Origin of the sequence: Aquimarina sp. EL_43 (assembly GCF_943422735.1) — a bacterium.
In the GTDB taxonomy this organism is placed as follows: Bacteria; Bacteroidota; Bacteroidia; order Flavobacteriales; family Flavobacteriaceae; genus Aquimarina; species Aquimarina megaterium.
Genome location: NZ_CALSBR010000001.1, coordinates 3,933,682 through 3,957,242 on the forward strand (window position 1 = coordinate 3,933,682; position 23,561 = coordinate 3,957,242).

20 protein-coding genes and 1 pseudogene are annotated in these 23,561 nt (G+C 33.4%); 13 read left to right on the forward strand and 8 right to left on the reverse strand.

Annotation, left to right across the window (positions count from 1 at the left end; translation table 11 throughout):
• Positions 1 to 97 precede the first annotated feature (97 nt).
• From tpx to ribB, 6 genes are all read left to right on the forward strand, one after another.
• The gene (gene tpx / locus NNL09_RS16945) at positions 98 to 598 is read left to right on the forward strand and encodes a thiol peroxidase (protein ID WP_196910515.1); all 501 of its coding nucleotides are present in this window, start codon (positions 98 to 100) and stop codon (positions 596 to 598) included.
• Positions 599 to 604: 6 nt separating this feature from the next.
• On the forward strand, positions 605 to 973 hold the full coding sequence (locus tag NNL09_RS16950; RefSeq protein ID WP_025664921.1) for a diacylglycerol kinase: 369 nt from the start codon (positions 605 to 607) through the stop codon (positions 971 to 973).
• A 67-nt stretch (positions 974 to 1,040) separates the two neighbouring features.
• Positions 1,041 to 3,539, forward strand: coding sequence for a DNA translocase FtsK (locus NNL09_RS16955; RefSeq protein ID WP_196910514.1), 2,499 nt, complete (start codon positions 1,041 to 1,043; stop codon positions 3,537 to 3,539).
• Positions 3,540 to 3,597: 58 nt separating this feature from the next.
• The gene (locus NNL09_RS16960) at positions 3,598 to 4,230 is read left to right on the forward strand and encodes an outer membrane lipoprotein carrier protein LolA (RefSeq protein WP_370540759.1); all 633 of its coding nucleotides are present in this window, start codon (positions 3,598 to 3,600) and stop codon (positions 4,228 to 4,230) included.
• A gap of 114 nt (positions 4,231 to 4,344) precedes the next feature.
• Positions 4,345 to 5,790: an LptF/LptG family permease gene (locus tag NNL09_RS16965; RefSeq protein WP_035095782.1), complete on the forward strand. Its 1,446-nt coding sequence runs from the start codon at positions 4,345 to 4,347 to the stop codon at positions 5,788 to 5,790.
• A gap of 47 nt (positions 5,791 to 5,837) precedes the next feature.
• Positions 5,838 to 6,989 carry a 3,4-dihydroxy-2-butanone-4-phosphate synthase gene (gene ribB / locus NNL09_RS16970; RefSeq protein WP_025664925.1) on the forward strand — a complete coding sequence of 384 codons (1,152 nt, stop codon included), beginning with the start codon at positions 5,838 to 5,840 and terminating at the stop codon, positions 6,987 to 6,989.
• A 16-nt stretch (positions 6,990 to 7,005) separates the two neighbouring features.
• Here ribB and NNL09_RS16975 read toward each other — a convergent pair.
• Together NNL09_RS16975 and NNL09_RS16980 are read right to left on the reverse strand one after the other, a co-directional pair.
• Positions 7,006 to 8,212: pseudogene (locus NNL09_RS16975) on the reverse strand (DegT/DnrJ/EryC1/StrS family aminotransferase).
• Positions 8,213 to 8,354: 142 nt separating this feature from the next.
• Positions 8,355 to 8,984, reverse strand: coding sequence for an NAD(P)H-dependent oxidoreductase (locus NNL09_RS16980; protein WP_025664927.1), 630 nt, complete (start codon positions 8,982 to 8,984; stop codon positions 8,355 to 8,357).
• Between the two features lie 90 nt (positions 8,985 to 9,074).
• Between NNL09_RS16980 and NNL09_RS16985 the strand changes: the two genes are divergently transcribed.
• A complete protein-coding gene (locus tag NNL09_RS16985) occupies positions 9,075 to 9,467 on the forward strand; it encodes an acyl-CoA thioesterase (protein ID WP_025664928.1) in 393 nt (130 codons plus the stop codon).
• A gap of 21 nt (positions 9,468 to 9,488) precedes the next feature.
• On the opposite strand, the gene NNL09_RS16990 is transcribed toward NNL09_RS16985, so the two are convergent.
• Positions 9,489 to 9,959, reverse strand: a complete 471-nt coding sequence (locus NNL09_RS16990; protein WP_025664929.1) for an Lrp/AsnC family transcriptional regulator — start codon at positions 9,957 to 9,959, stop codon at positions 9,489 to 9,491.
• Positions 9,960 to 10,075: 116 nt separating this feature from the next.
• Between NNL09_RS16990 and NNL09_RS16995 the strand changes: the two genes are divergently transcribed.
• The 4 genes from NNL09_RS16995 to NNL09_RS17010 are packed head-to-tail and all read left to right on the forward strand — an operon-like array spanning position 10,076 to position 14,952.
• Positions 10,076 to 11,083 carry a homoserine dehydrogenase gene (locus tag NNL09_RS16995; RefSeq protein WP_196910509.1) on the forward strand — a complete coding sequence of 336 codons (1,008 nt, stop codon included), beginning with the start codon at positions 10,076 to 10,078 and terminating at the stop codon, positions 11,081 to 11,083.
• Positions 11,084 to 11,090: 7 nt separating this feature from the next.
• On the forward strand, positions 11,091 to 12,533 hold the full coding sequence (locus tag NNL09_RS17000; RefSeq protein ID WP_196910508.1) for an aldehyde dehydrogenase family protein: 1,443 nt from the start codon (positions 11,091 to 11,093) through the stop codon (positions 12,531 to 12,533).
• Positions 12,534 to 12,546: 13 nt separating this feature from the next.
• Positions 12,547 to 14,364: a PLP-dependent aspartate aminotransferase family protein gene (locus tag NNL09_RS17005; protein WP_025664932.1), complete on the forward strand. Its 1,818-nt coding sequence runs from the start codon at positions 12,547 to 12,549 to the stop codon at positions 14,362 to 14,364.
• 30 nt (positions 14,365 to 14,394) lie between these two features.
• The gene (locus NNL09_RS17010) at positions 14,395 to 14,952 is read left to right on the forward strand and encodes an OsmC family protein (RefSeq protein WP_025664933.1); all 558 of its coding nucleotides are present in this window, start codon (positions 14,395 to 14,397) and stop codon (positions 14,950 to 14,952) included.
• A 357-nt stretch (positions 14,953 to 15,309) separates the two neighbouring features.
• Here the strand turns inward: NNL09_RS17010 and NNL09_RS17015 are convergent, their stop codons facing one another.
• Entirely contained in the window at positions 15,310 to 16,557 is a 1,248-nt protein-coding gene (locus NNL09_RS17015; protein ID WP_196910507.1) for a S8 family serine peptidase, read from the reverse strand.
• A gap of 299 nt (positions 16,558 to 16,856) precedes the next feature.
• Positions 16,857 to 18,341 (reverse strand): Na+/H+ antiporter NhaC, encoded by a 1,485-nt coding sequence (gene nhaC, locus NNL09_RS17020; RefSeq protein ID WP_025664935.1) that lies wholly within the window; start codon positions 18,339 to 18,341, stop codon positions 16,857 to 16,859.
• A gap of 862 nt (positions 18,342 to 19,203) precedes the next feature.
• Between nhaC and NNL09_RS17025 the strand changes: the two genes are divergently transcribed.
• Complete coding sequence (locus NNL09_RS17025; RefSeq protein WP_025664936.1) at positions 19,204 to 19,836, forward strand: CPBP family intramembrane glutamic endopeptidase; 633 nt, start codon at positions 19,204 to 19,206, stop codon at positions 19,834 to 19,836.
• A gap of 1 nt (position 19,837) precedes the next feature.
• Here the strand turns inward: NNL09_RS17025 and NNL09_RS17030 are convergent, their stop codons facing one another.
• From NNL09_RS17030 to NNL09_RS17040, 3 genes are read right to left on the reverse strand one after another with little or no spacing between them, the layout of a single operon-like run.
• Positions 19,838 to 20,407: a non-canonical purine NTP diphosphatase gene (locus NNL09_RS17030; protein ID WP_025664937.1), complete on the reverse strand. Its 570-nt coding sequence runs from the start codon at positions 20,405 to 20,407 to the stop codon at positions 19,838 to 19,840.
• A 48-nt stretch (positions 20,408 to 20,455) separates the two neighbouring features.
• Positions 20,456 to 20,980, reverse strand: coding sequence for an HAD family hydrolase (locus NNL09_RS17035; RefSeq protein WP_025664938.1), 525 nt, complete (start codon positions 20,978 to 20,980; stop codon positions 20,456 to 20,458).
• Positions 20,964 to 21,728 carry a Rossmann-like and DUF2520 domain-containing protein gene (locus NNL09_RS17040; protein ID WP_196910506.1) on the reverse strand — a complete coding sequence of 255 codons (765 nt, stop codon included), beginning with the start codon at positions 21,726 to 21,728 and terminating at the stop codon, positions 20,964 to 20,966. The genes NNL09_RS17035 and NNL09_RS17040 overlap by 17 nt, the downstream gene beginning before the upstream one ends.
• 303 nt (positions 21,729 to 22,031) lie before the next feature.
• On the opposite strand from NNL09_RS17040, the gene NNL09_RS17045 reads away from it, so the two are divergent.
• A complete protein-coding gene (locus NNL09_RS17045) occupies positions 22,032 to 23,360 on the forward strand; it encodes a hypothetical protein (RefSeq protein WP_196910505.1) in 1,329 nt (442 codons plus the stop codon).
• The last annotated feature ends 201 nt before the right edge of the window (positions 23,361 to 23,561 follow it).

The window sequence follows — 23,561 nt, forward strand, 5'->3', positions numbered from 1 at the left end:
ATAAGTAATTGTAGGTTTTTTTATTTTCTAAAAACTTTATTAATATTACAATATAATCTTACTAATTTTATAACTCTTAAAACAACAATCATTTATTATGGCTTCAATAACATTAAAAGGAAATACAATTCACACTAGTGGAAATTTACCAGAAGTAGGACAAAACGCACCAGATTTTGAAATGGTGAATGCTGATTTATCTACCGCAAAATTATCTGATTATAAAGGAAACAGAGTAGTTTTAAATGTTTTTCCTTCTATAGATACAGGAATTTGTGCAGCTTCAGTAAGAGCATTTAATAAGGAAGTAAGCAATTTATCAAATACTAAAGTATTGTGTATATCACGCGATTTACCCTTTGCCCAAGATCGTTTCTGTGGAGCAGAAGGATTAGAAAATGTGATTAATCATTCTGATTTTAAAACAGGAGAGTTTGGAAAAAACTATGGACTAGAAATTGTAGATGGACCATTACAGGGGTTACATTCTAGAGCAGTTATTGTTCTTGATGAGAATGGAACCGTTTTATATACAGAACAAGTGCCAGAAATAGTACAGGAACCAGATTATTCTGCTGCACTCGAAATATTGTCTTAGTATCTTATGAGTAAAGCATTAAAATTTGTAGTTGGCAGATTGCGAGGTTGTGGTTATGCTTTTAAAGGAGCTCTGTTGTTGATCAAAACAGAACCAAGTATACAAGTACAGGTTGGGATTGCAATAGTAATGACAATATTAGGTTTTTATTTCAATATTACTTCGATCGAATGGATTTTGCAAATTTTTGCTATTGGATTGGTAATGAGTGTTGAAGGGATAAATACCGCAATCGAAGCAATCGCAGATTTTGTTCATCCAGATTTTCATAATAAGATAGGGGTTATAAAAGATATAGCCGCGGGAGCTGTTTTTATTGCTGCAATTACAGCTATTATAATTGGATTGTTAATTTATATCCCTTATTTAGTTTAGAAAATTTTTTAGTCATTTTTACGTTCCAATATAGATATTCGTATTTTTGCGATAAGATACCCAAAAAATGGCCAAAAGAAAGGTAAGTACAAAAAGGAAAACAACAAAAAAACCAAAGACTTCGCTAAAAGAAAAATTTACGTTATCAAGACAACAGAAAGTTGTCTTAGGTAGCTTCTTATTCTTTTTGGGGATAGGATTATTTTTTGCTTTTGTTTCGTTTTTCTTTAATTGGAAAATTGATCAAAGTGAAATATCACAGTTTTATAATAGAACATCATCTCCAAAAAACTGGTTAAGTAAATTTGGAGCTACTGTAAGTCATTTCTTTATTTTTAAAGGATTTGGAATTTCTGCATTAATTATTCCCGTGTTAACCTCATTAACAGGAGTGTATTTATTCTTTGACCTCAATAAAAAGAAATTATTTGGGTTTTGGTTTTGGGGAGGACTAGTCATGCTATGGATATCCGTTGTTTTGGGTTTTGTAGAAAAAGGTGGCGGGTTATTAGCTGGTATTATAGGGTATGAAACTAATGATTTTTTAAGAGATTATATAGGTTTTATAGGTACTGTTCTGGTACTTGCCTTTTTTGCAATAGTATATATTGTAGTACGACTAAGATATACTCCCGAAAAAATATCTGATTCTTTAAAAAATACCCAAAAAGCTATAGCAAAGGATTTTGAAGTAACCCCAGAAACGAATAATAACCAAACTGTATCCACCACTCCTATCTCTGATAGCTCTAGTTCTAGTATTAAAGAAAAAATAGATTCAATCATTGCTAAATCCAAAGAGGTTACTAAAAAGAAAGAGGATAAAAAGCTAAATGAGAAGGAAGACACAATTAAAAAAGATAATAATACCGAGGAGATTACATTAAACCCTACAATTAATGATTTTTATGGAGATCCGAATAATCGAGATAATGAGGTCCCAGAAAAGCTAATCATAAAATCAGAAGATAATCCCGAGGATATCGCAATGGAAGTCGAAACTACAGTAGAAGAAGAAGTGGTTGGAGACCTAAGTGCTAAGCTGGTTAAAGATTTTGGTGAGTTTGATCCAAAACTAGAGTTAGGAAACTATAAATTTCCGGCAATTACTTTATTAAAAGATTATACCACACAATCGGGAGGAATTACCATTGACCAGGGAGAATTAGAAGAAAATAAAAACCGTATTGTAGAGACGCTTAAAAATTACAAAATTGAAATAGCGCAAATTAAAGCTACCGTTGGTCCTACAGTAACATTGTATGAGATTGTACCCGAAGCCGGAATTCGAATTTCTAAAATTAAAAACCTCGAGGATGATATCGCATTATCATTAGCAGCTCTGGGAATTCGTATCATTGCTCCTATACCTGGTAAAGGGACTATTGGTATAGAAGTACCTAATAAAAAAGCCACTATCGTATCGATGCGATCTGCAATCTCTTCTTCAAAATTTCAGAATGCAGAAATGGAATTACCATTATCTTTGGGTAAAACGATTTCGAACGAAACATTTGTAGTGGATCTTGCCAAAATGCCTCACCTTCTTATGGCAGGAGCTACAGGGCAAGGAAAATCTGTTGGGCTTAATGCGATACTTACATCGTTACTTTATAAGAAGCATCCCGCAGAAGTAAAATTTGTTTTAGTAGATCCGAAAAAAGTAGAACTTACATTGTTTAATAAGATAGAACGGCATTATCTGGCCAAACTTCCTGATACAGAAGAGGCTATTATTACAGATAATACTAAAGTAATTAATACACTTAATTCTTTATGTATTGAGATGGATGCTCGGTATGACCTGTTAAAACAGGCAATGGTTAGAAATATTAAAGAATATAATGTAAAGTTTAAAGCAAGAAAATTAAATCCTGAGAACGGACACAAGTTTTTACCCTATATTGTGCTTGTAGTAGATGAATTTGCAGATCTTATTATGACTGCAGGAAAAGAAGTAGAAACTCCTATAGCCCGACTGGCTCAATTAGCTCGTGCTATTGGGATACATCTTATTATAGCTACTCAACGACCATCTGTAAATGTAATAACAGGTATGATCAAAGCTAATTTCCCTGCCAGAATAGCATTTAGAGTGACTTCTAAAATAGATTCTCGTACAATTTTGGATACAGGAGGAGCAGATCAATTAATTGGTAGAGGAGATATGTTGTATACACAAGGAAATGATGTTGTAAGAATACAATGTGCCTTTGTAGATACTCCAGAAGTAGAACGAATAACAGATTATATTGGTAGTCAAAAAGCATACCCAGATGCACATCTGTTGCCAGAATATCTGGGTGAAGAAAGTGGCACAAGTCTTGATATAGATAAAAAAGATAGAGATAAACTTTTTGCTGAAGCTGCAGAAGTAATTGTAACAGCTCAACAAGGATCGGCGTCTTTATTACAAAGGAAATTAAAATTAGGGTACAATCGAGCAGGTAGATTAATAGATCAATTAGAAGCTGCAGGAATCGTTGGCCCTTTTGAAGGAAGTAAAGCAAGACAGGTTTTAGTACCTGATTTAATTTCGCTTCAGCAGTTACTGGATAATGAGTAATTGGTTGGTTTATAATATGATAATGGTAATTAGTAATTAAAGAAGAATAAATAAAATGATAAAAAAGGCTATATTTTTACTATTTGTATTGGGTATAACTACTGCACAAGCCCAAAGTGCCAAAAATCTTTTGGATGAGGTTTCCAAAAAAGTAAATAGCTACACCAATATTGTTATTAACTTTAAATATGCTATTAATAATAAGGCAGAACATGTTGCCCAGGAGACCAGAGGAGATGTAACGTTACAAGGAAATAAGTACTTACTTAATATCATGGGCACCAAACGTATGTATGATGGTAAAAAGTTGCATGTAATTGTTCCAGAAGATGAGGAAATTAATATTTCTTCTCAGGATGAAGATGATGGAACAAGCGTAACCCCTTCAAAAATGTTAACTTTCTATGAAGATGGATATACCTATAAAATGGATATTGTTCAGGATGTAAAAGGTAGAAAAATTCAATATGTAAAATTGATACCCATTGACTCAAAAAGCGATTTAAAAGAAATATTACTTGGTATTGATAAGCAAACAAAGCATATTTACAAAATGATTCAAAAACAAAATAATGGTACTAATGTTACAATTACGGTGAATAGTTTTAAAACGAATCAACCGCTTTCAGAAACATTATTTGTATTTGATAAATCAAAATATGAAAATTATTATATCAATCGCTTAGATTAGAAAGAATTAAGACATAAAGAAATATAGGTATAAAAAAGAACGGGTGTAAAAATTTACACACGTTCTTTGGTTTTAATTAATGTATATTTTTAGCGTTTAGAAAACAGAAAACGAGTGAAGATTTTAGATCGATATATTTTAACAACTTTTGTAAAGACATTTTTCCCGCTCTTTGTAATTATTATGTTTATCCTTTTATTGCAAACAATCTGGTTGTTTATATCAGAGTTGGCAGGAAAAGACCTCGATTTTTCAGTAATAATAAAATTTTTGACGTTTGCAACACCTAGATTGATTCCCATGGTTTTGCCACTAACTATTTTGTTAACGTCTATTATGATTTTTGGGAATTTTGCCGAGAATTATGAGTTTGCCGCGATGAAATCTTCAGGGATATCCTTACAGCGAGCTATGAGAACCTTATCTGTTTTTATCTTTTTTGTAGGGATAGGTGCGTTTTTATTTTCAAATACAGTGATCCCGTCCTCGGAGAAAAGATTTATAAATCTTCGTAAAAATATAGTTAAAGTAAAGCCCGCAATGGTAATAACCCCTAATCAGTTTAACGACTTAGGGGATATAAATATAAAAGTAGCAGAAAAATATGGTGATAATGATGAGTTTCTTAGAGATGTTATCATTCATAAGAAAGCTGCTAGACCCGGTAATTTTACAGTTATAAAAGCTGTAGGAGGGGAGTTAAAAGGTAATATCAATTCTGATTTAATCACCTTAATCCTTAATGATGGTAATTATTATGATGAGATTCAACAGAATTCGCCTCAAAAAAGAAATAGATTGCCTTTTGCCAAAACACATTTTAAAAAATATGTTCTTAATATAGATTTGTCATCCCTGGGTAATGTAGATATGGATGAACAACAATATAGCAAAGGGTATAACATGCTTAATGTTAATGAGCTAAAGGATCAGATAGATACATTATCTATTGAGGTTAATAAGAATGTGAAGAATATGACGGTTGAAATTGATAGAATGATTGGATTTGAAGGGTTAAATAGAAACATTAAAATAGTTGATTCTCTTCCAAAAACAAGTAATGATACATTGCAGATTATAGATTATTTTAATACACTTAAAAAAATACAGATATACCAGATTGCTTCGTCTACTGCCGATGGAGTAATAAGAAAACTAAATTCTACTCAAAAAAATCTAAGTTTTAGGAAAAGAGCATTGAATAAATACGAAATGTCATTGCATGATAAATTTGCTTTAGGAATTTCGTGTATCTTATTGTTCTTTGTTGGAGCTCCTTTGGGAGCTATCATTCGTAAAGGAGGGTTAGGGCTACCAATAGTTATCGGAGTAGTACTGTTTTTGACCTATCATTTTATTGGAATCTTCGCTAAAAATAGTGCCGAAGAGGGAGGAATCCCTCCATTTGTGGGCTCGTGGCTTTCTACATGTATTATATTTCCATTAAGTATATTTCTAACATATAGAGCAACTACAGATCAAGGAATTTTTAATCTGGACACTTTTATCCAGCCAATAAAGAATTTCTTTGCAAAACGATCTTCTAAAACCAAAAAATAGATTTCTTTTTAAATATCTTTGCCGGTAATAAATTTAAGAGTATGATTATGTCACAAGCAACTAATACCACAAACAAAACGAAACTGAATACCATTCAAGAAGCCATTGAAGACATTAGGCAGGGAAAGGTGATTATTGTGGTAGATGATGAAGATCGTGAAAATGAAGGAGATTTTATTGCTGCGGCAGAGAAAGTAACTCCAGAGATGATCAATTTTATGGCAACCCATGGCCGCGGATTGATTTGTGCTCCACTTACAAAAGATCGTTGTGAGGAGTTAAATCTCGATATGATGGTGCAGAACAATACTGTATTACACGAGACTCAATTTACTGTATCGGTAGATTTAATAGGGCATGGATGTACCACAGGAATTTCTGTGCACGATAGAGCCAAAACCATAAATGCATTAATCAAGGAAGATACAAAACCTCATGACCTGGGAAGACCAGGGCATATTTTCCCGCTCAAGGCGAAAAATGGAGGAGTATTAAGACGCACAGGACATACTGAAGCGGCTGTAGATTTAGCAAGACTTGCAGGTTTTAAACCGGCAGGGATTTTGGTCGAAATTTTGAACGAAGATGGTACTATGGCGCGTTTACCTCAATTAGTAGAGGTTGCCAAGAAATTTGATCTTAAATTAATATCGATAGAAGATCTGGTAGCATATCGTATGCAGCATGATTCTCTGATCGAGAAAAAAGAAGATTTTGATATTACTACACGTTTTGGGAATTATAGACTTAGGGCGTATAAGCAAACAACTAATGATCAAGTGCATATTGCCTTAACATTGGGTTCTTGGAAAGAAAATGAACCTGTACTTACCAGAATCAATTCTACATTATTTAATAATGATATTCTGGGGACACTAACCAATAATGCCGATAAACGCCTGGATGCTATGTTTCAGCGTATTAATAGCGAAGGTAAAGGAGCGATAATTTTTATTAATCAAGAAAGCCAATCGCTTAATCTTTTAGGGCGTTTAAGTGCTTTAAAAGAAATTCAAAATGGAAAAGATGTCGTAAAAGCACCAAAAATAGCTATGGATAGCAAAGATTTTGGTATTGGAGCACAAATTTTACATGATATTAATATTCATAAACTACGATTAGTTTCTAATACGGTACAACAAAAACGTGTCGGAATGATTGGATACGGATTAGAAATCGTAGACTATGTAGGGTATTAAATAGATACCTTATATCTTATAATACACTTTTTACAAGGACACCTTTTAAAGCTTCAACCATTTTTGAGGCTCTATTTGCTACTTCTGTTTCAGACCAATTTAACTTGATTAAGCAAGAAATAGTACGACCCATCCATAGATCGCTTGCATCAAACGGCCTATTGTTTTTTTTGTAGCCCTGATTGTATTTCCTGAGAAAACTTACTAAGAGATTTTTGTTCTAAAAGGTGCTCCCATTTTTTATAGTAATGCCAATTATTGTCGAACCAATAAAAACAAGCATCTACACCATTTTCTCCCAAGGCTTTATGTGCTTTTCTGGCTATATCTTCTGTAGGTAAAAATATATTTAGAAAGGAATAATTTTCTACCCCTGTTTCTGGCACTCTTCTAAAGGAAACTTCGGGAACTTCTGCCAGAGCATTGCGTAGTATAGTATAATTTTTTTCTTGGATTGTTAATGTATGATCTAATTTTCTTAGCTGTGCAATCCCCACTGCTGCATTTAATTCAGATAACCTATAGTTATATCCTAAGAAAGGATGTGTTTCTGCACCACGATCATTACCAACATGATCGTGACCATGATCCTGGTATTTGTGTGCTCGATCTGCAAATGTTTCAGAGTTGGTAATGATACCACCACCTTCACCGCAGGTAATTGTTTTAACGTAATCAAAAGAAAAACAACCCAAATCTCCATAACTTCCTAATGGTTTTCCATCGTAAGTAGCTCCGATAGCCTGGCAAGCATCTTCTAATAGAATAAGGTTATGTTTATCACTAATTGCTTTTAACGCGCCAAGATCTGCCATAGATCCGCACATATGCACAGGCATAATTGCTTTAGTTTTAGGAGTGATAGATGCTTCAACAGCTTTAGGGTCTAAGGTAAGTGTGTCGTCTATATCACATAGTACTGGGATCGCTCCAACAGATAATATAGCTTCAAAACTTGCTACAAAAGTAAATGTAGGCATGATTACCTCATCTCCAGATCCTATACCGGCACATGCCAATGCAACTGTTAAAGCCGCGGTTCCGCTAGAAACTACCTGAGCATATTTGGATTGCATTCTGTTTGCTAAATCTCTTTCTAATTCTAATGCTTTATAATGACCATTTCTCATAGGATCAAATCCATATCGCATTAAAACTCCATTATCTAAAACATCCTGAACTTCTTTTTGTTCTTCTGCACCAAATAACTCAAATCCTGGCATAAGTATAGTGTTAAATTAAAAACTCTTTCCAGCAAAAATACCGAAAAGAGTTTTGATTTTACAGTGGTTATTCTAGATTTTTTTGATTATACCGCTACTTAATATTTTTTGTAGTGTTAGTTTAAATATAAGAAACCAAAACTTAGAAGGTAATGATAGTATCTGTAATTGGGCGTCTTACTTTTTTTAACTCAGAAAACATATCATCTTCTGCTCGATACCCAATAGGTAATACCAGTACCGATGTTAACCCTAAGTCATTAAGATTAAGGAGTTCATCGTATTTTTCTGGTATAAAACCTTCCATAGGGCAAGAATCTATTTTTTCGATCGCACATACGGTAAGTATATTTCCCAGTGCCAAATATGCTTGTTTTGCAGCCCAGTTTGATATCTCTTCGGGAGACTTATAAGTAAAAGAATCTACGAGTTGTTCTTTAAAAGGTTTTAATATTTCTTCGGGAGTATCCCTTATTTCTTTTACAGTATCAAAATACTTGGATATGTATTGTTCTCCAATTGTTTTTTCGATACAAAATACTAATACATGAGACGCATCAGCAACTTGTTGTTGATTCCAGGAATGTGTGGTGAGTTCTTTTTGCAAGTCTTTATTCTTAATTACCACTAGTTTTAATGGTTGTAAGCCATATGAGGTGGCAGTAAGGTTAAAAGCTTCCGTTAGTGTATCTATTTTTTCCTGAGAAACAATTTGCTTAGTATCGAATTTTTTGGTGGCATAACGCCAATGTAAACTTTCTATAATATCCATTCGAAGTTTTTTTAAGTATAAGGCAAAGATAGTATGATAAGATTTACCTTTGACAGATAAAATGATAAGAAAAAACTATATCACAATTGTATGAATGCTATAGAAGAATTAATTAATAAATCTGAAACAAGAATCTTTAAAGCTGTGTTTCCTAATACGACCAACCATTACGAAACTTTGTTTGGTGGTACGGCATTACAGCTTATGGACGAAGTATCTTTTATTTGTGCTACTCGTTTTAGTAGAAAAAAAGTAGTTACCATATCTACAGATAAAATTGATTTTGAAAAACCAATACCCGAAGGAACCATTGTAGAACTTGTAGCAAGAATTGCAGAAGTAGGTAGAACCAGTTGTTTGGTGAAAGTCGATATTTACAAAGAAGATATGTATAGCTATGATAGAGAACTAGCAGTTACTGGGCACTTTAAGTTTGTGGCTATAGATAATAATAAAAATCCAATTCCTATAGTTGACAAATAGTACTTTTTGGACTAACTATTTTTAATTTCCAGATTCAAAAATAGAAAGATTGCATACGCATTCATCATAAAAAATCATAGCCGTTTCTATATGGTCTATGTAACTAAAGTTTGCTAATTTATCAAGAATAAAAGATCTAAGATCATCAGAATCTTTTACTCCAATGTGAATCATAAAGTCAGTATCTCCTGCCATATGATAAAACTTAATAACCCCTTTAAGTGTTCGTATTCTTTTGATAAAAGAATTTATAATTTCTCTTTCATGCTTTTTTAAACGTATAGCTACTATTACTTGTACATTGATTCCTAATTTTTTTAAATTAAGATCAGCGTTAAAAGCTTTAAAAAAACCTTCTCTGGTTAATCTTTTTAATCGTTCATGACAAGTAGAGGGGGCAATATCTAGCTCTGCAGCTACCTCTTTGTTTGAAAGCCGAGCATTATTTTGTAATAGGTTCAAAATCTGAATATCCTTCTGATCTAACTTCATATTTACTATCTATTTAGAATTTATTTCGTTTTTACTGAAATTTAATATGAATATAATTCATATAATTTGTAAATATAGTGAATTTTGTTCGTGAACTTGTAAAATTAAATTCAAAAATGAATATAGGTATAATAGGGTTGGGTACCGTAAGTAGAGGTTTTTTAGAAATTCTGGAACAAAAAACAGATTGGATTTCTCAAAAATTTGGAAGTGATATCAAGGTTGTAGCTGTCAAAGATATTGCAAGAGGAAACATATATAATCCCCAGGGAATAAATATTAGTGAACTTTTAGATAAACTAAATAATGGGGAAAAGATAAGTGATACTTCATTAAAAGATGGAGACTCTCTTTCTGAAATAGATAGTGTAGACCTTATTGTAGAGGCAACATATAGTGATTATACAACAGGAGATCCTGCATATACTTTTATCAAAGATGCTCTTACAAACGGTAAGCATGTAGTTACTACAAATAAAGGACCGGTTGCATTGCATTATACAGAGCTAAATAAGTTAGCAAATGATAATCAGGTGATGTTACGATATGAAGGTACTGTATTAAGTGGTACTCCTACATTTTCATTAATTGAAGAATGCCTTGCCGGAGATGATATCGTAAGTATACGAGGAATTCTTAATGGTACAAGTAATTATATACTATCAAAAATGTCTCAGGGAGACTCTTTTGAAAATGCGTTAGGAGTTGCTCAGGAAAAAGGATATGCAGAAGCAGACCCTACTAATGATGTTAAGGGATATGATGCAAGAGGAAAAGTAGCTATACTTTCTCATAAAGTTTTTGGTGTTGATCTGGGATTAGATAACATACCTACCGTAGGTATAGATACTATTTCTAAAGAACAGCTGGATACTGCAAAAAAAGAAGGGAAAAATATTCGCCTTGTAGGTAGCTTAACAAAAACTGGAAAAGCTATAGAGGCAAGAGTACAGCCAGAAGCTTTGGATAGCGAAGATGCGCTATCAAATATTGGAGGTGTTACTAATGCAATAGAAGTCTCTACTGCATATTTAGGAAAACTTATGGTCACAGGACCCGGAGCCGGGAAGCTTGAAACTGGTTACTCTGTATTCTCAGATGTATTATCTATAATTAAAAAATAGTTGAGGTATGATAAGCACTTTAGATAAGATTGATACCATGAAAATGTTGATTGGAGAAAATTGGATAGAAAGCTCAACAAAATTACCGGTATTAAATCCGTATTCAGGAAAAGAGATGTACGCTGTTTCTTGTGCTGATGCAGATCATGTGCAGAAGGCTTTAAAATCTGCAGAGTTAGGAAAAGAGATATCAAGAAATCTATCACCTTATGATAGAAGTGAAATTATCGCCAGAGTAGTTGTTTTCTTAAAAGAAAGGAAAGAAGAATTTACTCAAATCATAGTAAACGAGGGAGTTAAAACCAAAATTGAAGCTGCCAAAGAAGTAGATAGATGTATCAATACATTAACTCTTTGTAGTGAAGAGGCCAAAAGACTTACGGGAGAAACTGTGCCTTTTAGCGCATTTGCCGGGGCCGCTTCGAGAACAGGGTATTATGTACACGACCCAATTGGTATCATTACTGCAATTACACCGTTTAATGATCCCCTTAATTTGGTGGCTCATAAATTAGGCCCTGCAATAGCCTCGGGTAATGCGGTTATACTTAAACCGTCAGATTTCACTCCAATTTCTGCAATAAAACTAAGTGAGTTGTTTCTAGAGGCTGGTTTACCTTATCATATTCTAAATATCATAACCGGGCCGGTAAGTAATTTTGGGAATACATTAATTACAGACTCGCGTATTAACATGGTAAGTTTTACAGGGGGGACAAAATCCGGAGAGGCGATCATAAAAGCTGCTGGAATTAAAAAAGTAGCGATGGAACTTGGTTCGAGCTCTCCGGTAATAGTCATGGATGATGTTGATATAGATGCCGTTGCAGAAAACTGCATAGGAGGTATGATATGGGCAGCGGGCCAAAACTGTGTAGGCGTAAAACGAATGTATGTTCATGATGCGATCTATGATGCGTTCAAAGAAAAAGTAATTACCCTGGCAAAATCAGTAAAAATAGGTGACCCAAGTGATGCTAATACAGATATGGGACCTATTATTACTCAAGAAGCAATTGGTGTTATAGAGAACTCAATTTCCGATTTAAAAAATTCTGGTTACCAGGTTTTATGTGGAGGAAACCGGGTAGGTAACGCTTTTGAAGCAACACTCATCGAAGGAAACCATGACCATCCCCTAAATGGTAAACAAGAAATCTTTGGACCTGTAGCAACAATTTCCAGAATAAGCTCATTAGAAGAAGGTATTAAAGCAAGTAATGATTCTCCTTACGGATTACATGCAGGAATTTTTACAAATTCGATCGAAGCAGCATTTAAGGCAGTTAACCAATTGCAGTGCGGTGGAGTTATGGTTAATGATTCTTCTGATTACCGAATCGATATGATGCCTTTTGGCGGAATTAAACAAAGTGGTATTGGCCGGGAAGGCGTAAAATCTGCTATACGGGAAATGACCACAACTAAAATTGCATGTTTTAACCTTTAAATAAATAATAGATATGAATAGTATAGAAAACATAGAGATGTTATCAGATGAAACCGTAACCAAAAATGGAAACATGGATATGGCTAAGGTGTTATCACCTAGGAGAAAATCTACGGCAAGCACAACCATAGAAGAGTTGGCGATCGAGCAGTTAGAACATTTTCAAATTGATGTTGATAGTGCGTATGGAGAAGCTTTGAAAGGTGCTGCTATGGATATTTACCATGCACAATCAGATATTTCTAAATTACAGGAAATAACCAATAATACAATTGCAAAATTAGATCAGGGAGAAAAAGTAGCGTACTTTAATGCTAAACGTTTTTTATCTTTTCAGATAGCAAAAGTATTAGAAACATTACAAAATCCGCTAAGCAAAACCTATCAGTCTTTAGGGCAATCAGACGAATCTTTACAAGCCAAAGGACCTCATCCTTTATTTAATAATATTGCAGCCTTATTTTCTGCAACTCCAGTAATCGCACGTACTTCTACATACGATTACTCTTGTACAGAATGGGTTGATGATGCTTTTAATGGTAAAGAATCAATACACCATATATACTCTAGATTATTGAATCCTACCTCTATGGCTTTGGCTACTCATATGGTGCATATAGAAGCAGGTAAATATGCAGATGAGTATACCGCATGGAATTTTAATAGCGGTATGGCGGCTGTAGATGCGTTATTAAGTAATGTATTAAACCATGGAGATGTTCTTATACTTTCTAGAAATATCTACGGAGGGGTTTACCAGTTAATCGAAGATTTTTTTGCTAAAAAGAATAAGTTTGCCATTAATGTGGTTTGGTTTGATGGATATTCTATTGAAGATTTTAAACCAGTATTAGAAAAAGCAAAAGAGGATTATAAGGATATTCTTTCTTCTGGTAACAAATTGCATGTCTATATGGAATCCCCTTGTAACCCTCATGGTTATATGCTGGATGTGCCTGCTATTTGTAAAATTTCTAAACAAAATGGAGCAACGGTAATGTTAGATGGTACTGTAGCAACACCGTTTTTAATCAAACCATTACAACATGAAGATGAAGAATGTAGACCAGATTTTTTATTCCATAGCTATACCAAAGATATTACCGGATCTGGTAATGCAATAGCAGGAGGTATTATAGGTAAAAATAACTTAATGTTCTTGCCAAAAGGAGACGAAGTAGATGGAATAAAATGGGATGAAACTTTATTCTGGAATGTATACTATATTAAAGGCGCTTTCTTAGATTCTGATACCGCATTCGAGGTGTTGTCTGGTATGAAAACACTAAGCATGAGAATGGTTCAAAAATGTGTAAATACTTTGGTATTGGCTAAATTCTTTGACTCTAATCCTGGTATTACAGTACACTGTAATGGATTAGAAAACAACCATAATCATAGTATCATGAAGAAGATTAGTAAGTATCAATTAGCTTCGCCTTTATTTACTATTGATTTTGAAAAAGCAAAAGTATCAGATAAGTCATTTAAAATGTTCTTTGATACGTTAGCTCCCGCATTTGGTCTTCAGGTAAGTTTAGGGCAGATTAATACAACACTTCTATGCCCTGCATTTACATCTCATTCTGAGTTAAATAAAGATGCTCTTCTAGAGGCAGGTATCCATAAAACAACAATGAGAGTATCTGTAGGTAATGAAAACCCAAAAGAATTGATACAACACTTCATGCAATCTGTAAAATTAATGATAGATCCAGAAAAACCAGGATTCTCTAGTTCTTTCTTATCCCGAAATGAAGTAGATAAATTATATGCAGATACATATATGGAAGTACAACAACAATTAATAGATCACGGATACTTAAATTAAATACATTAACAATTAAAACTTTAAACAATTATGATTAACGGAATTAATTTAGAGGCCTTAGGGACGTATAAAAATACAGTTGAACAGGATCCTAAGAATGGAATGTATTCTGGAGGTATTAAAGCGACCTGGTTAGGAGGAACTAAAGTAGGGGTTGAAACCAATGCATTACAGCTTGGAGATGAGAAGATACCTCATAGTTTTTCTTTTGTTATAGACGAGCCAGAACAACTATTAGGAGAACATTCTTCTCCAACACCTCAAGACTATTTATTAGGAGGACTTTCGGGTTGTATGATGGTGACTTTTGTAGCTATGGCTTCAATAAAAGGAATCGAATTAGAAGGAGTTTCTTTAGAGATAAAATCAACTTTAGATTTACAAGGATTTTTGGGGATAAACGAAACTTCTCCTGTAGGATATGATGCAATAGAATATTGCTTTACTGTTGAAGGAAACGGTACAGAGCAGGATTTTAAAGAAATTGCAGATCAGGTTATCCAATTTTCACCAAACTATGCTACTGTATCAAACAAAGTGAAAATGATTTCTAGCCTGGTAGTTAACCCTACAATGGTAAAAAATTAGTTAGTTTAGTTTGAATTTACCCGTTTTTGGCGGTAAATAAGGAAAGGCTGTATGAAAATTTCATGCAGCCTTTTAATATATAGAAACCCAAGTATTATCTATTGTGCTATTAATGAGTAGATCCTGTTCTTCGACAGAATGACAAATTAGCTCATCTCTGTATCATGTAAATTTTTGTCGTGTACAAAGTGTAGAGCAGTAAATTGAAAAGATGAATTTATTATATGCCATAAGTAATAAAGAGAAAAGGCTGTTTAAAATTTTAAACAGCCTTTTACAGAATACACAAACAACCAAGTTTGCTTATTTACAATTAACCAATTTCTGAAATAAAAATGTCACTAGAATTAGAATGTTTTATTGCTTTGCTACTGCTATTGAGGCAGTATACCCTCCTTTAGTAACATTACCATCAGTAAAAATCTTACCAGTTCCATTAACAAGTAATATACCTGCCAAATGAGGAGAAGCCATTGAAGTACCAGATTTTAGTGCAAATTCGTTACCGCCTATACCACAAGACCAGATTCTTGTTCCCGGAGCCCATGCATGTACATTGTCTCCGTAGCTAGAACCACCTGCAGCAGCATCTGTATTAGTCATGTTTCCAACTACCCAGCATCCTTCGATATATGCTCTTTGTGGCGAGTAATATTGTACATCATCATTATTATTACCAGCAGCCATAGCGCCAAATGTAGTTCTTGCTAAGTTTCTAAAAGCCGTTTCGTAAGCTACACTAATTGTTCTGCTAGTAAACCCTATACTATAGTTCCATACATCACCATAACTAGCATTATTAGCAACATAATTGATTCCTGCAATGATTTGCGCTTGTGTTCCTGATCCGCTATCACTTAATACTTTTACCGCAACAATTGTAGCCCCTGGAGCAACTCCAACAACACCATCCCCATTATGCATTGCACCAATGGTTCCTGCCACGTGAGTACCATGACCATTTCTGTCTCCCCAATTGTTATCTACAAAAGTGGTACTACGATTATAATCGATGTTAAGATCAGGGTGAGCATACACACCGCTATCCAGAACCCAAGCCGTTTTTCCTGTAGAGTAGGTATACCCTCCAACTCTTACAACTCCCCAGTCTACATAATCTCCTCCGGTTTCATAATAACCAGTGGTAGCTGCAGCCTTATTAGAGTCTTTTCCTGTTGTTACAGTAGGCATTACTCCTTGTTCTACGGTAACATCTAATCTCTCGATGTAATTCGGCTCTACAGCAAGAATGTCAGGATCGTTTTTAAGTAACTCTACTTCTTTTGTAGAAATACCATCAACGTTAAATCCCTGTATCGCAGTTTCGTAAACAAATTTCATTTTATCCGAAGAAATTTTGTATTTAGATAAAATACCAGATGCTTTTTGGGTTACTTTTTGTTTGTTCTTTTTTAATTTTTCATCCTCTTTAAAAACAATAATATAGCTATTAGGAACAGCTTGTGCAGCACTAATATCTGTAGAAGGAATTTCTGTTGATACTTCCCCAGAGACTTCTTCTTTAGAACAAGAATTTAAAAAAGTTGCGATTCCAAACATGATTAGAACCATCTTAATGCGAATAATTTTTTGAATTGTTTTCATAATATTAAGTTTATGTTAAGGTTTCAAAAATCTATAAATACATATGTTTGGCAATTGTATTCTTAGTTTTTTTGTTAAAAACTGAAAACTATTCTAAAAAAGAAGGTTTTTTAATACGATATTCGAATTTTATTAGGGCTAAATGAGCCAAGGTGCTGCTATGTAATGTGTTGTTTAATAGGTTTTTACTTTTCTTCTATTTCGAATTTATTCTGAGTGAACATGCTTTATAAAACATATGGGAATAAAAAAAACACATTGAGAACAATGTGCTTTTTTTATATGTTGTTTAATAGTTGTTAGCTTTTAGCCAACTGCTTTATTTTAATTCTGAAAGCAGCAAAAAGTAGTGTCATAAATGGACTAAGCCAGTTAAAAATAGCAAAAAAGAAATAGTCTAATACTGGTACATTAAGCACTCCACTTTGATAAGCTCCACAAGTGTTCCAGGGAATTAAAACAGAAGTAACAGTTCCCGAATCCTCTAAAGTACGACTAAGGTTTTCTGGAGCTAGTCCTTTATCTTTATAGGCTTTGGCATACATTCTTCCTGGTACTACGATAGCTAAATATTGATCAGACGCAGTTACATTTAGCGCAAGGCAACTTACTACTGTACTGGCAAAAAGACCAAATACCGAATCAAATAAATTCAATAAAGCTTTACTAATTCTAGCTAGTGCTCCAATCGCATCCATCACACCACCAAATACCATTGCGCATAGTATTAACCAAATGGTGTTTAACATTCCGACCATTCCTTTAGAAGTAAAGAGCTTAGTAAGTTCGGCATTAGATGTCTGTATTGATGTTTTTGTTGTTATTGCATTCATCACTCCTTTATATGCAGAATTAAATGTGAATTCGTCACTACCGGCAACGGTCGTTACAATTTCTGGTTGAGCAATAACGGCAGCAATAGCGCCAAGCAACGTACCTATAAGTAAGGCAACCACTGGAGGTGTTTTTTTAATAATTAAACCGATAATCAAAACAGGAACAATAAATAACCAGGGAGAAATATTAAAAGCATTATCAATAACATGTAATTGCTCACTAATTTCCGGAGTTCCAGATGTATCAATTGTAAATCCTATAACAATAAAAACCAATAGTGTGATTACTATAGTTGGTATGGTTGTATACGCCATATATTTTATATGAGAAAATAATTCCCCACCAGCCATTGCAGGAGCTAAATTAGTAGTATCGGATAAGGGAGACATTTTATCTCCAAAATAAGCACCAGAGATTACAGCACCTGCTGTCATTCCGAGAGAGATTCCCAAGGTGTCACCAATACCAATAAGTGCAATACCTACAGTTGCAGAAGTAGTCCAGGAACTACCTGTTGCAATAGATATGATGGCACAAATAATTACACAGGCAGCCAGAAAAATAGTTGGATTAAGAATTTGTAAACCATAATAAATCATGGTTGGGATAATACCGCTAATCAACCAGGTTCCTGCTAATGATCCCACTAGTAATAGTATAATTAGTGCACTAGAGGTTGATTTTATATTTTTGGCAACTTCTTCCATCATTTGTTTATAAGTTACCTTATTATAAAACCCTACTATCGCTGCTACTGCAGCTCCCAAAAGCAAAACAAACTGATTACTTCCGCTAATTGCTTCATCTCCATAAATATAATAGACATTAAAGAATAGCATAATAACCAATGCTATAATTGGGATCAAAGCTTCCCAGATGTTTAATTCTTTATTCTCAATAATATCTTCGTTTTGGGGATCGGTAGGTGTGATGTTTTGACTTTCCATATGCTAAATTCGAAATTTTATGGATGTAATGTTACGATATTAATAAAAGCTATGCAACGTCTGCATTGAGTTTAATTACGTTCAAACCTAAAAATAAAAGGAGTAAGAGTATAAAATATTAATTTAAAATAACAGGAATGTGTTTTTTATCTTGTTTTTATGCATTTTGCCGATATTTTTAATTTTATCATATGTTGATTTTATCATAAAATTTGTAATGTGTTGTACTTTTGAAATGTGAAAGAAGAAGAGTAAGAGAAAAATTGGATTTTTTTTGATTGTTTTGCGACTTTTTTTGTCCCAATAAAATAATTCTTATGAGTTGTTTTATCCACTAAACCTAATAAGCCTCATACCCAGAGGCTTTTTGCTTTTTGTATATATTCATGTAAGATGTTTTATGAGTTTTATTTGATCATATTGATGTACTTGTTTCTTTGATTTTTTTAACCTTCATTTTAATTTACATACGATATTTAATGAGCTGATTATAATATAATTATAATTATATGTTAAATGAGATATGTATTTTGTCTTGTTTTTTGGTATTTTGTCGATATTTTATTATTTTTGATGAGGTTGTTTTGTAAGATTATGATGATAACAACATACTTTTGAAGTATCAAAAAGAAAAAATATAAAGAAGTTAAAATATTGATTAGCCCATTGAACTAGAATTAGTCTTTTTTGCCCAAATTAATTTCGCCCCAAACCCTAATAAGCCTCATACCCCAGAGGCTTTTTTTATTATGGATATAATATAATGTGTTGGTATAGTTAAAAAATCGTTATTTTAATTTCAATACGATTTTGATAGTGTAGGTTTCATTTTTTATATTGAAATTAGTCGAAAACTAATAGGATGGAAACTAACACATATAAAGGCTTAGAGTTATTTTGTTTTTTTGTATTACTACCGATAAGCTTTTTATTAGATTCTCACTTTCTTTTTAAAGTCATACCTACCGTTTTGGGGTTTGTTTATATTCTTGTCCTTCTTAAAAAGAAAGGACTGTTGAGATTGAAGTTTCCTGTTAAAGAATATTGGAAACCTTTTTGGAAAGAAATTATAGTTAAGTTTGGGATTATTGCGATAATAACTGGGCTATATGTCTTTCTAATTGCTCCAGATAAGTTGTTTTCTGTACTTATAAAAAGACCAGGGTTATGGATAATTATTCTTTTTGTATATACATTTTTGTCTGTTTGGCCACAGGAGATTATATATAGAACCTTTTTTTATGAGCGTTATGAAAATCTGATTAGTAATAAGTGGTTGTTTATTTTTATAAACGCAATCCTTTTTTCTTTAGCTCATCTTTTTTTGAGTAGCTTTTTAGTACAAGTATTAACTTTTGTTGGCGGTTTGTTATTTGCTTATACTTACCAAAAAACAAAATCCACTACCTTAGTCTCTATAGAACATGCTATTTATGGTAATTGGTTATTTACTGTTGGCATGGGAGAGATGTTAGCCTTTCCTGGCCCCGGATAAATCACAAAAAATACTCGATAAGCTGGCGTACTGCTTTTCCACGATGACCAATCTTGTTTTTTTCTGATAAAGAAAGTTCGGCAAATGTTTCGGTATACCCATCGGGTAAAAAAACTGGATCATACCCAAAACCTCCTTTTCCTCTTTTATCTTCGGTAATAAAACCAGGGCATATTCCTGTAAATGTTTTGACTTTTCCGTTTGATACCAAGGCGATTACAGTTTTAAACTGTGCCTTACGATTTTCTTTTTCTTTTAACTCTTTTAAAAGTTTATCCATATTTGCATTAGCATCTTTGGCTTCACCAGCATACCTTGCAGAGTATACTCCGGGAGCACCATGCAACGATTCGACTTCAAGCCCTGTATCATCGGCAAAACAATCAAATCCATAATGCTCTTTGATATAATTAGCTTTTTGCATTGCATTACCTTCAATAGTTGTAGAAGTTTCGGGGATATCTTCTATGCAACCTATATCACTAAGCCCTACTATTTGGATAGTAGGAGGCAGTAATGCTTGTACTTCTTTTATTTTGTTAAGATTATTGGTAGCAAATACGATTTTCATTTAGATGTGTAATTTCTAATGTATAGTTTTCAAAAAAATATGTTCTCGTTATGCTTTTGCATCAAAATCTAATACCCATTTCTCCTGGACTTTGAGCACCTGTTCGATAACATCTCTTGCACATCCTTTACCTCCTTTTTTATAGGACACATATTTAGAAGCTTCTTTTACTTCTGCCACTGCGTCTTGAGGGCAAGTTGGTAAGCCTACCATTTTCATAACTGGTAAATCAGGAATATCATCACCCATATATAATACATTTTTTATGTTGATATTATTAGTTTCGAGATATTCATTTAGTTGTTCTACTTTGTGATGCGCTCCAAGATATATATCTGTTATTCCTAAGCCTTTTAAGCGTTGACGAACACCTTCATTTTTTCCTCCAGAAATAATACATACTTTAAAACCCTGTTGTATTGCAGTTTTCAAAGCGTACCCATCTTTAATATTCATTGTTCTTAGCAGTTGTCCATCGGTATTGATAATGACAGTACCATCGGTAAGTACTCCATCTACATCAAAAATAAAGGTGGTAATATGCTGCAGGTATTCTTTATAACTTTTTTCCATATTTAGATTGTATTGCTTTGGTAAGGGTTTTATATAGTTTTTGTTGTGTAGTATCTGTTATTATTTTTAAATGCCTGTTTATCGTTTTAGAATCATTACGTATCCCTGGCCCTGTTTGAGCCAGATCAGGATTCATTTTTGTGATTTTTTGAGCAGTCTCCAAAATCAAAGGATGCAAAATTTCAAAAGGAACATCGTGTTCATTACAAATATCGTTTGCTGTTGAAAACAAATAATTTGTAAAATTATTTACGAATACAGCAGAAACATGAAGTATATTACGCTGTTCTGAAGAAATTTCATATACCTTTTCAGAAAGGGTAGTGCTTAATTTTTTTAATAGCGTAAGATCGGTTTCATTTTCAGCTTCCAAACAAAAGGGAATAGTGCTAAAATCAACAGCTTTATCTTTGCTAAATGTTTGTAAAGGATAAAAAACACCTCTTCTATTGGTATTTATCAGGGCATTCATAGGAACACTGCCAGAGGTATGAACAATAAGTTTATTTGTAAAAGGTAATAGATTAGAAACCTTTTCAATTGCATCATCACTCACCGCCAGAATATAAATATCAGCTTCTTGTATAGAGCTAAAATCTTGTGTAATAGTGTTTTCTTTCTGGTTAGGATGTAACAGTAACCCTTTACGATTATAACACTGTACAACTTCTACCGATTTTTGATTATAAAAAGCAGTATACAAGTGTTTAGCTACATTACCGGCACCAAGAATTATAACTCTAATCATTTGGCTAAAATAAGGAAGTTCCCTTAAAAAGCAGAGTAATCCATTTTTTCATTTTTATTTTAAATAAGTTCTATAGTAAAAGGCGGTATTCATAATAATCCATAATAAAAATATTTCGGGAGTATAACTCATCAAAATTAGGCCTGGTTTAAAAAAACGCAAAATTTTGTAACCTTTTTTACATGCATTTATCTAAGGTTTACAATAGATCCTCGTGTAGTTAATACAATAGTGAAAAACTCGTAAAAATCAATACTACATAAATGATTAAAAATTTTACATAATTCATTAAAAATGAACGCTATGAAACTAAGAAAAACAATATTCTTTCTGATGCTCTTTGGCATTAGTATACTTTTTACTCAATGTAAGGATGATGATTTAATTCCAATACCAAAAGAATTGGTAATACCACCTCCGATAGAACTTAATTTGGATCCGACTTTGGTTGCCGAGGGAAAAGAAATTTTTAGGCATGATACTTTTGGAAGTGAGGCGCAATGGACAGATTTATTAGAGTTAGATAAAGCTATTTTGGGAGCAGCCAATGGTGGGTTTGGGCCTGGTCTTGACCCAACTACAGCTTTAACAATAGGACTTAAAGTAGATGCAGAAGTATTACCACAAGCTGTAGTCGATGGTATTACAGATGGAAGTATTGATTTAACAGATCCAATGACCACAGTAGCTTTGTTAGATCTAGATGCTGTTGTTGGCGTAAAAGGAAGCTTTGATGAAAATAAAAAATTAACCTCTGTAGGAATCACATGTGCTTTATGTCATTCTACAGTAGATGACTCATTTACTTCTGGAATTGGAACAAGAAAAGATGGTTGGGCAAATACGGATCTTAACGTCGGAGCTATTCTGGGATTTGTTAAAAATGCTCCTCTTGCAGCTATTTTGAGTGTTGATGTAGAAGCTTTTAATAGTGTTGTTAACGCATGGGGCCCAGGAAGATTTGCTCCCACATTATTAATGGATGGAAAAGTAACAAAACCTAACGGAGAATTAGCAACATTGGTAATACCTCCAGCTTATGGGTTACAAGGAATAACTCATGAAACATATACTGGTTGGGGTGAGGTGTCCTATTGGAATAGATTTATTGGTGTTTTGGTCATGGGAGGACAAGGAAATTTTTCTGATCAAAGATTAAATGATCCCGAAAAATTTCCACTTGCAGTAGAAAGAGGACTGTTTGATGTTAGCGCACCCGTAGACATGGTAGATTCGAAACTGGAAAGCTTACGAGAATATCAATTATCAATACTAGCCCCGACTCCAGATCCTGATAGTTATGATGAGACTTCGGCGATTCGTGGTAAAATATTGTTTGAAGGCAAAGCAAATTGTATTTCTTGTCATTCTGGGCGTGCTTTTGCAGACAATATATTACATACTCCAGAAGAAATTGGGATTGATGACTTTGAAGCAAAGAGATCTCCCACAGAAATGTACAGAACACCACCATTAAGAGGAGTGTTTGTTAAATCTAATGGTAATGGATTTTTTCATGATGGGAGATTTACAACCCTAAATGATGTGGTTATACATTATAACGATCATTTTAGTTTAGGGTTATCAAATCAGGAACAAAATGATCTGGTCGAATATCTAAAAGCACTATAAAAGAAATAAAAAGGCCAAATTCTATATTCATAACAGATTTTGGTCTTGTTTTTTGATGTTTTTCCTAGAAGTAGCTAGCATTAAAAGTATATAGAATATGACATCTTTCTATAAAAAACGAAAAAGTAGTATCGGTTATACTTATACTTCTGTTAAAACCATAAAATCAAAAGGCGATCATGGTACATTATCCTTCTAAAA

Excerpts from the sequence above, each read along its gene's own strand:
- NNL09_RS17030 (WP_025664937.1), bottom strand. The coding sequence starts at position 20,407 with ATGAAAATCGTATTTGCTACCAATAATCTTAACAAAATAAAAGAAGTA.
- NNL09_RS16985 (WP_025664928.1), top strand. The coding sequence starts at position 9,075 with ATGAATGCTATAGAAGAATTAATTAATAAATCTGAAACAAGAATCTTT.
- nhaC (WP_025664935.1), bottom strand. The coding sequence starts at position 18,341 with ATGGAAAGTCAAAACATCACACCTACCGATCCCCAAAACGAAGATATT.
- NNL09_RS16950 (WP_025664921.1), top strand. The coding sequence starts at position 605 with ATGAGTAAAGCATTAAAATTTGTAGTTGGCAGATTGCGAGGTTGTGGT.
- NNL09_RS17005 (WP_025664932.1), top strand. The coding sequence starts at position 12,547 with ATGAATAGTATAGAAAACATAGAGATGTTATCAGATGAAACCGTAACC.
- NNL09_RS17025 (WP_025664936.1), top strand. The coding sequence starts at position 19,204 with ATGGAAACTAACACATATAAAGGCTTAGAGTTATTTTGTTTTTTTGTA.
- NNL09_RS17015 (WP_196910507.1), bottom strand. The coding sequence starts at position 16,557 with ATGAAAACAATTCAAAAAATTATTCGCATTAAGATGGTTCTAATCATG.
- tpx (WP_196910515.1), top strand. The coding sequence starts at position 98 with ATGGCTTCAATAACATTAAAAGGAAATACAATTCACACTAGTGGAAAT.
- NNL09_RS17010 (WP_025664933.1), top strand. The coding sequence starts at position 14,395 with ATGATTAACGGAATTAATTTAGAGGCCTTAGGGACGTATAAAAATACA.
- NNL09_RS16990 (WP_025664929.1), bottom strand. The coding sequence starts at position 9,959 with ATGAAGTTAGATCAGAAGGATATTCAGATTTTGAACCTATTACAAAAT.
- NNL09_RS16995 (WP_196910509.1), top strand. The coding sequence starts at position 10,076 with ATGAATATAGGTATAATAGGGTTGGGTACCGTAAGTAGAGGTTTTTTA.
- ribB (WP_025664925.1), top strand. The coding sequence starts at position 5,838 with ATGTCACAAGCAACTAATACCACAAACAAAACGAAACTGAATACCATT.
- NNL09_RS17000 (WP_196910508.1), top strand. The coding sequence starts at position 11,091 with ATGATAAGCACTTTAGATAAGATTGATACCATGAAAATGTTGATTGGA.
- NNL09_RS16955 (WP_196910514.1), top strand. The coding sequence starts at position 1,041 with ATGGCCAAAAGAAAGGTAAGTACAAAAAGGAAAACAACAAAAAAACCA.
- NNL09_RS17035 (WP_025664938.1), bottom strand. The coding sequence starts at position 20,980 with ATGGAAAAAAGTTATAAAGAATACCTGCAGCATATTACCACCTTTATT.
- NNL09_RS17040 (WP_196910506.1), bottom strand. The coding sequence starts at position 21,728 with ATGATTAGAGTTATAATTCTTGGTGCCGGTAATGTAGCTAAACACTTG.
- NNL09_RS16980 (WP_025664927.1), bottom strand. The coding sequence starts at position 8,984 with ATGGATATTATAGAAAGTTTACATTGGCGTTATGCCACCAAAAAATTC.
- NNL09_RS17045 (WP_196910505.1), top strand. The coding sequence starts at position 22,032 with ATGAAACTAAGAAAAACAATATTCTTTCTGATGCTCTTTGGCATTAGT.